This window comes from Actinomadura sp. BRA 177 (assembly GCF_013372625.1).
Taxonomy (GTDB): Bacteria; Actinomycetota; Actinomycetes; order Streptosporangiales; family Streptosporangiaceae; genus Spirillospora.
Map to the genome: position 1 here is coordinate 1 of NZ_JABXFD010000541.1, position 6,997 is coordinate 6,997.

The following is a 6,997-nucleotide window of genomic DNA, read 5'->3' on the forward strand; positions in this document are numbered from 1 at the left end:
TGTGGTGTGTTCGTCGGCTGGGTGAGTTGTGTATAAGGGACAGGGCCGGCGGTTAGGCGGGGGGCGGTGCCGTGGGGGACGAGGTCCATGCGCAGGCGGCCGCAGGAGCAGCGGGTCCAGAGGACGACGCCTTCGCTGGTCAGGTGCCGGGAAACAACCGTGTTCTCGTTCATGTACACCAGTCTGGATCCGGACGAACGTTGCCGTCTATTTCAGATTTCCTCATCACATCGTGCAATATGGTTACATGATTGATCTGCGGCGGCTGCACATGCTCCGGCTCGTCCACCAGTACGGGACGGTCACGTCCGCGGCGGAGGCGCTGCACCTCACGCCGTCGGCGGTCTCCCACCAGCTGCGCGAGCTGGCACGGGAGTTGAAGGTGCCGCTGCTGGAGCCGCAGGGCCGCAAGGTGCGGTTGACCCCGGCCGCGCACCTGCTGATCGAGCACGCCGACGGGCTGCTCGCCAGGTGGGAGGAGGCCCTCGCCGACCTGGAGTCGCACCGCGCCGGGGCCGCTGGCCCGCTGCGCATGTGCGGGTTCACGACGGCGGTCGGCGGGCTCGTCGCCCCGGCCGCCGGGGCCCTGCTGCGGGACGATCCGGACCTCAGGGTCGAGGTCCGCGAATGCGACACCGACGTGGCCGTCGGCCTCCTCGCCGCCGGTGAGATCGACATAGCGGTCATCGAGCCCACCCCCGACGCCCCTCCGTCCGGCGACCCGCGCTTCGACCGCGAGCCGCTGCTGGAGGAGGCGTACGACCTCATCGTCCCCGCCGGGCATCCCCTCGCACGCCGGCACGGCGTCCGGCTGGAGGACGCGGCGGAGGAGACGTGGATCAGCGTCGAGCCCGAGGTCTGCGCCCACCACCAGCAGGTTCTGACGTACTGCGGCGCCGCCGGGTTCACCCCCCGGTTCGCGCACCACGCCACCACCTGGTCGGTGATCTGGGCGCTGGTCGCGAACGGGCTCGGCGTGTCGCTCGTGCCGCGGCTGGCGGGCGGGCCGTCCGACCAGCCGGTCGTCCGGGTCCCGCTGACCGGCGACGGCGTCCCGAAGCGGCGGGTGCTGACCTGCGTGCGGCGCGGCAGCCGCGACAACCCGCTGATCGTGCGCGGCCTGCGCGCCCTCCACGACGCCGTCCCCGACCGCTGCGCCCGCGACGCGGCAGCCTGAGCCTGGGTCACTCCGCCGCGATCGCCTGCAGGACGTTCATTCGCGCGGCGCGGTGGGCCGGCCACACGGCGGCGACGACGCCGATCAGCGCGCCTGCCGCGACGTATATCGCCAGCCGCCCGTAGGGGATCGCCAGCACCTCCATGCCGCCGTCGCCCTGCGCCATCGCGTGCTGGACGACGATCCCGAGCACGATCCCGGCGGCCACGCCCAGCACCGCGCCGAACAGCGAGACGACGACCGCCTCGTAGCGGATCATCCGGCGCAGCTGGCGGCGCTGCATGCCGACCGCGCGGAGCAGCCCGATCTCGCGGGTCCGCTCCGTCACCGCGAGCGCGAGCGTGTTGACGATGCCGAGCGCGGCGACGATCACCGACAGCACCAGCAGCCCGAGGACGAGGTTGAGGAACAGGTCGATGTCCCCGGCGGCGTCCGCCTTGACCTGGGCGCGGTCCTTGAGTTCGAGGTTGGGCCACGGGGCGAGCGCCGCCTCTAGCGCACCCCGGGACGCGGTCGTCACGTCGATCTCGATGCGGTCGATGGGCGCGTCGGGTGCGTGCGCCCGGTAACCGGCCCAGCTGATGATCATGCTCGGTGCGGACGGGGTGATGGACGGACGGTCGGCGTAGATCCCCGCGATGCGGAACGTCCGCTTCGTCCAATCCTGGTATCGGCCGTCGAACGTGCTCCCGACCGTCCAACCCTGCGCCTTCGCGACGCTGCGGCCGACGAGCAGCTCGTCGCCATGGACGGACGGCGACCCCGACTCCAGCGGCAACCGGAAATGGCCGAGCAGCTCGCCCGGCGCCCCGGCCGTGGCCGTCCGCACGGAGCCGTCCACCTCGAACCGGGCCGTGCGGATCGGGATCGCCGACCGCACGCCCGCGACGCCCGCCGCCGCGCGCACGGCGTCCGGCGCCACCGGCGTGATCTGGCTGCGCCCGGTGACCTGGTAGTCGGCGGTGAGCCCGGCGTCGAGCTGCCGGTCCACCGACGACGCCATCGACTGGACGATCACCGACACCGTCGCGATCAGCGCCAGCCCGATGACCAGCGCGGACGCGGTCGCCGCCGTCTGCCGGGGATCGCGCAGCGCGTTCCGCCCGCCCATCCGGCCCGCGCTGCCGCCGAACCGCGCGAACGGCCAGGCCAGCACGCGGATCGCGGGACGGCTCAGCAGCGGCGACACGACGACCACCCCGGTCATCAGCGAGAGCGCGCCCGCCCCCGTCACGGCCAGTTCGCCCGCCGCGAAACCGGCCGCGACGAGCCCACCGCCGACCACAAAAGCGACACCGGCACCGATGACCCGGCCCCGCAGCGGCCGGGGCGCGGCCGTCCCCTCGCGGAGCGCGGCCACGGGCGGGATCCGCGCCGCGCGCCGCGCCGGGACGAACGCGGCGGCCAGCGTGACGAGCGTCCCCACCGCACACGACACGATCACCGTCGTGGCCGACACGACCGGCGTCCCGAAGGGCAGCGCCTCGCCGCCCGTGGCGACCGTCATCAGCCGGCCCAGCCCGATCGCCACGCCGGCGCCCGCCGCCAGGCCCAGCGCCGATCCGGCCAGCCCGACCCCGGCCGCCTCGCCGAGCACCGACCGCGTCACCTGCCCGCGCGAGGCCCCGACCGCGCGCAGCAGCGCCAGCTCCCGGACCCGTCCGCGCACCAGCATCGCGAACGTGTTGAAGATGATGAACGAGCCGACGAACACCGCGATCACGGCGAAGACCAGCAGGAACGTCCGGATCAGCGTCAGGGCCGACTTGACCGGGGCCGCCTGCTCATCGGTCGCCTGCCGTCCGGTGATCGCCTCCACGCCGGACGGCAGCGCCGCCGCGACCGCGTCCCGGAGCCGCTCCTGCGACACGCCGTCGTCCGCGTGCACGACGATCCGCGCATACGTCCCCGGACGCTCGGACAGGAGCCGCTGCGCGGTGGCCGGCGCGAACGCGGTCATCGATAGCTGGTCGCTCAGCGCCGAGTCGCCCACCTCGAACAGGCCGGTGAGCCGGAACGTCCGCTCGCCGGAGAGCAGCGCCACCGTCACCCGGTCGCCGACCCGGTAGCCGGCGCCGCGCGCGGTGGTGACGTCGACCGCGACCTCGTCCGCGCCGGACGGCGGGCGCCCGGACGTCAGCCGGGGCAGCGACAGGTCCGGGTCGCCGTCCCAGGCGACGCCCGTCTGCGGCTCGGCGCCGACGATCTTCCCGCGCCGGTCGACGACGGCGGCGAACCCGGTGACGACCCCGTGCGCCTTCGCCACCCCGTCCACGCCCCGGACGGCCGCCAGCACCGAAGCGGGGACGGGACGCTCCGCCGCCCGCTCCCCGAGCCCCGGCTCGAACGCCCGCTGCGACCGGACGACCACGTCCGTCCCGCGCCCGAGCTCGGCGAACGCGCGATCGAACGAACGATCCAACGTGGCAGAGAAGATCAACGTCCCCGCAACGAACGCAACCCCGACAACCACCGACAGCAACAACCGCCCACGATGCGCAGCAAGCCCCCGCAACACGAGTTTGAGCAGCTGCGGGGTGCGAAGAGCCGTCCACGGACGGACAAGCCGTTTGATCAGTTGCGGGGTGCCGGGGGCGGTCCATGGACGGGCAAGTCGTTTGAACAACTGCTTGAGCGGCTGTGGGGTGCGGGGAGGTGTTCGTCCACGCCCTAGGCGCTTGACCATCATGTGGCTGATTTCAGCCGGGAGAGCGTCTCGTTGTTAGCGCGGTTCGTTGCGTTCGGGCGCTACGAACGGGCTCGGGTGCACGACTTTCGTAGGGGTGGCCTGGCCGGGGCCGGTGCGTACGGTAATGGGATGAGCGGAGTGGAGCGAGTGGGCGTTCTCTCACGAGTAGGACGCGTGCGCCTGCCGATCCTTCCAGCCGGACGGCCCTGGGATCGGGTCGCCGATGTTGTCGTCTTGCTGGCCGGGATCGCTTTCACCTGGTTCACCGTCATGGACCCGAACACGATCGTCCGCTCGCGCGGCGGCGCGGTGCTGGTGGTCCTCATGGTGCCCGCGTTCGCGCTGCTCTTCCGCCGCCGTGCGCCGATGGCGGTCGGGTGGATCACCGGCGGGGTCGCCGTCGCCGGGTGGCTGGTGGAGTTGGCCGCGCCCGGCGCGCTGCTGCGGGTGGACGCGGATCACAGCCTTGACCAGGTGGTCTGGTGGCCGCCGACCGCGCCGCTCGCCGCGTACGCGGTGATGGCGTTCCCCCGCGACGGCGGCCGCCCCGCCTGGATTCGCGGGCTGCCCGTCGCCGCGCTGCTCGTCCCGATCGCCTTCATGGGCGACGTGCTCCCCGAGTCGGCGATGCGGCACTTCGCGGCCGCGGACACCGGCAGCGTCGGCGCGATCGTCTTCCGCAGCTTCGCCGTGGTGGTCGGCGCGGCGCTGCTCGGCATGTACGCCGCCGCCCGCCGCCGCGTCCTGCAGGCCCTCACCGAACGCGCGGAGCGGGCCGAGCGGGAGCGGCACCTGCTCGCCGAGCGGGCCCGCGCGGAGGAGCGCGCCCGGCTCGCCGCCGAGATGCACGACGTCGTCGCGCACCGGGTGACGCTGATGGTGCTGCAGGCGGGGGCGCTGCGCGTCCGGGCGCCGGACGAGCCGACCCGCGCGGCGGCCGAGGAGCTGCGCGGCACCGGCTGCCAGGCCCTCGAAGAGCTGCGGGACGTGATCGGCCTGCTCCGCCGCGACCCCGGGCAGGCCCCCGCGGAGCCGCTGCTCGACCTGTCCGCGCTGGTGGCGGAGTCGGCGGCGGTCGGCGTCCCGGTCGAGCTGGCGGAGCACGGCGATCCGCCGTCCGCGTCCCCGGCCGTCGGGCGTACCGCGTACCGGGTCGTGCAGGAGGCGCTGACGAACGCGCGCAAGCACGCGCCGGGCGCCGCCGTCCACGTGGACGTCCGGTACCGCACCGACGGCGTTACGCTGAGCGTCCGGAACGCCGCCCCCGCCCGCGCGCCGGACGCCGAGCTGGCCGCCAGCGGTTCCGGGACGGGCCTCGCCGGCCTGCGCGAACGCGTCGAGCTGATCGGCGGGACGTTCACGGCCGGCCCGCACGAGGACGGCTTCCGCGTCGCGGCGTCCCTGCCCGCCTATGTCCCCGTCGCGACTCCCGCCTCATGATCACGGTGCTGCTGGTGGACGACGAGGCGATGGTGTGCGCGCACCTGCGCACGATCCTCGGCGCGGCCGACGACGTGGTGGTGGTCGGGGAGGCGCACGACGGGGCCGCCGGCGTCGAGGCCGTCGTCCGGTACCGCCCGCACGTCGTGCTCATGGACCTGCGGATGCCCGGCGTGGACGGCCTCGCCGCCATCGAGCGGATCGCCGCGCTGCGCTCCCCGCCCGTCGTCGTCGCGCTGACGACGTTCGACGCCGACGAGTACGTGCTCCGGGCGCTGCGCGCGGGCGCGGCCGGGTCCCTGCTGAAGTCGACGCCGCCCGAGGACCTGGTGAAGCTGGTCCGGTCGCGGCGGACGGGCACACGGTGATGTCGGCCGCCGCGACGATGCGGCTGCTCGGTACCGCCACCGGCTGCGCGTCCGACCGGGACCGGACGCGCGCTCTCCTCGACGTCCTCACCGAACGGGAGACGCAGGTGCTGGCGTGTCTCGGCGAGGGGCTGTCCAATGCGCGGATCGCGCGCCGCCTCCACCTCAGCGAGGCGACCGTCAAGGGCCACGTCTCCCGCGTCCTGGACAAGCTCGGCTGCGCGAACCGCACGCAGGCCGGGCTCCTCGCCCGCGACGCCGGCCTGCGCTGACGCGGTCAGCCGCGGTGGTGGCGGGCCCGCTTCACGCCGAACGCCAGCAGGACCGCGCGGACCACCCAGATGACCAGCGCGATCTGCAGGACGGCGAGGAACCCCGTGCCCGGGCCGATCGTGAAGGTCAGCACCAGGAACACCCCGAGCAGCAGCGGGAACGCCGGGAAGCGCGGCCCGTGGCGGTGGGCCATGTGCCGGTGGTGGCGCTGCCACGCGGGGTGACCCGGTCCGCCGAACCCGGCCGGCCCGCCGAACATGAGCGGCGCGCCCGGAAGCGGCGCCTTCTCCGGTTCGGGCAGGCCGGTCGGGGACGGCAGGTCCTTGACGAGGGTGCGCAGGTCACCGTGCGTCTTCGCGGACAGCACGGAGTCCAGCCGCTCGTCCAGCTCGCCGCGGTCCAGCCGTCCCTCGGCGAAGTGGTCGTGCAGGGCCACCATGACGGCGTCGCGCTCGGCGTCGCCGATGCGGATCTCGTCCTGACGTGCCATCTCTACTCCTCCTCGGCGGCCGTCGGCCCCGGGTCCTCGAGGTCGTCGGCCAGGATGCGGTACAGGCTGCGCCGGGTCTCCGCCAGGACGTCCTTCGCCTGCGCGACCTGGGCGGACGAGCCGGAGTGGACGATCTGCATCACCGCGGCCCCCGTCTGCGCGGCCTGCTTGAACAGCTCGGGGACGCCCTCGCCGAAGTCGGGCGTCATCTCCGCCCACGGCTCGGCGAGCCGGTCGGCGTTCTCCTCGACGTGGGCGCGGCCCTCGTCGGTGAGGTGGAAGGTGCGGCGGCCGCCCGCCTCGTCGCCGGCGATCAGGCCCTCGTCGGCGAGCTGCTGGAGCGCCGGGTAGACCGCGCCGGGGCTCGGCTTCCACGCCCCGCCGCTGCGCTCGTTGATCTCCTGGATGATCTGGTAGCCGTTGCGCGGCTCCTCGGCCAGCAGCACGAGGATCGCCGCGCGGACGTTCCCCTCTCTCTTATACACCTCTAACGCTGCCGACGAACAGGAGAGTGTAGCTCTCGGTGGTCGACGTATGCACAGCAACAAAAACCAACAACG

Annotated in this window: 5 protein-coding genes and 1 pseudogene; 3 read left to right on the forward strand and 3 right to left on the reverse strand. The window is 73.8% G+C overall.

Annotation, left to right across the window (positions count from 1 at the left end; genetic code table 11):
- The first annotated feature begins 247 nt into the window (after positions 1-247).
- Positions 248-1,177: a LysR family transcriptional regulator gene (locus HUX53_RS30775; protein WP_217920121.1), complete on the forward strand. Its 930-nt coding sequence runs from the start codon at positions 248-250 to the stop codon at positions 1,175-1,177.
- A gap of 7 nt (positions 1,178-1,184) precedes the next feature.
- Here HUX53_RS30775 and HUX53_RS30780 read toward each other — a convergent pair whose 3' ends face one another.
- Positions 1,185-3,866, reverse strand: coding sequence for an FtsX-like permease family protein (locus tag HUX53_RS30780; RefSeq protein WP_309237512.1), 2,682 nt, complete (start codon positions 3,864-3,866; stop codon positions 1,185-1,187).
- A gap of 174 nt (positions 3,867-4,040) precedes the next feature.
- On the opposite strand from HUX53_RS30780, the gene HUX53_RS30785 reads away from it, so the two are divergent.
- On the forward strand, positions 4,041-5,306 hold the full coding sequence (locus HUX53_RS30785; RefSeq protein WP_217920122.1) for a histidine kinase: 1,266 nt from the start codon (positions 4,041-4,043) through the stop codon (positions 5,304-5,306).
- Positions 5,303-5,946 (forward strand): annotated as a pseudogene (locus HUX53_RS30790) (response regulator). The gene HUX53_RS30785 and the pseudogene HUX53_RS30790 overlap by 4 nt, the downstream one beginning before the upstream one ends.
- Positions 5,947-5,951: 5 nt before the next feature.
- Here HUX53_RS30790 and HUX53_RS30795 read toward each other — a convergent pair.
- Both HUX53_RS30795 and HUX53_RS30800 read right to left on the reverse strand, forming a co-directional pair.
- Positions 5,952-6,437 (reverse strand): DUF1707 domain-containing protein, encoded by a 486-nt coding sequence (locus HUX53_RS30795; protein WP_176406724.1) that lies wholly within the window; start codon positions 6,435-6,437, stop codon positions 5,952-5,954.
- Between the two features lie 2 nt (positions 6,438-6,439).
- A complete protein-coding gene (locus tag HUX53_RS30800; protein WP_309237513.1) occupies positions 6,440-6,922 on the reverse strand; it encodes a PadR family transcriptional regulator in 483 nt (160 codons plus the stop codon).
- Positions 6,923-6,997: the final 75 nt, after the last annotated feature.

Bases quoted from the DNA above. Each gene is read 5' to 3' on its own strand.
- HUX53_RS30775 (WP_217920121.1), top strand. From the start codon at position 248: ATGATTGATCTGCGGCGGCTGCACATGCTCCGGCTCGTCCACCAGTAC.
- HUX53_RS30780 (WP_309237512.1), bottom strand. From the start codon at position 3,866: ATGATGGTCAAGCGCCTAGGGCGTGGACGAACACCTCCCCGCACCCCA.
- HUX53_RS30795 (WP_176406724.1), bottom strand. From the start codon at position 6,437: ATGGCACGTCAGGACGAGATCCGCATCGGCGACGCCGAGCGCGACGCC.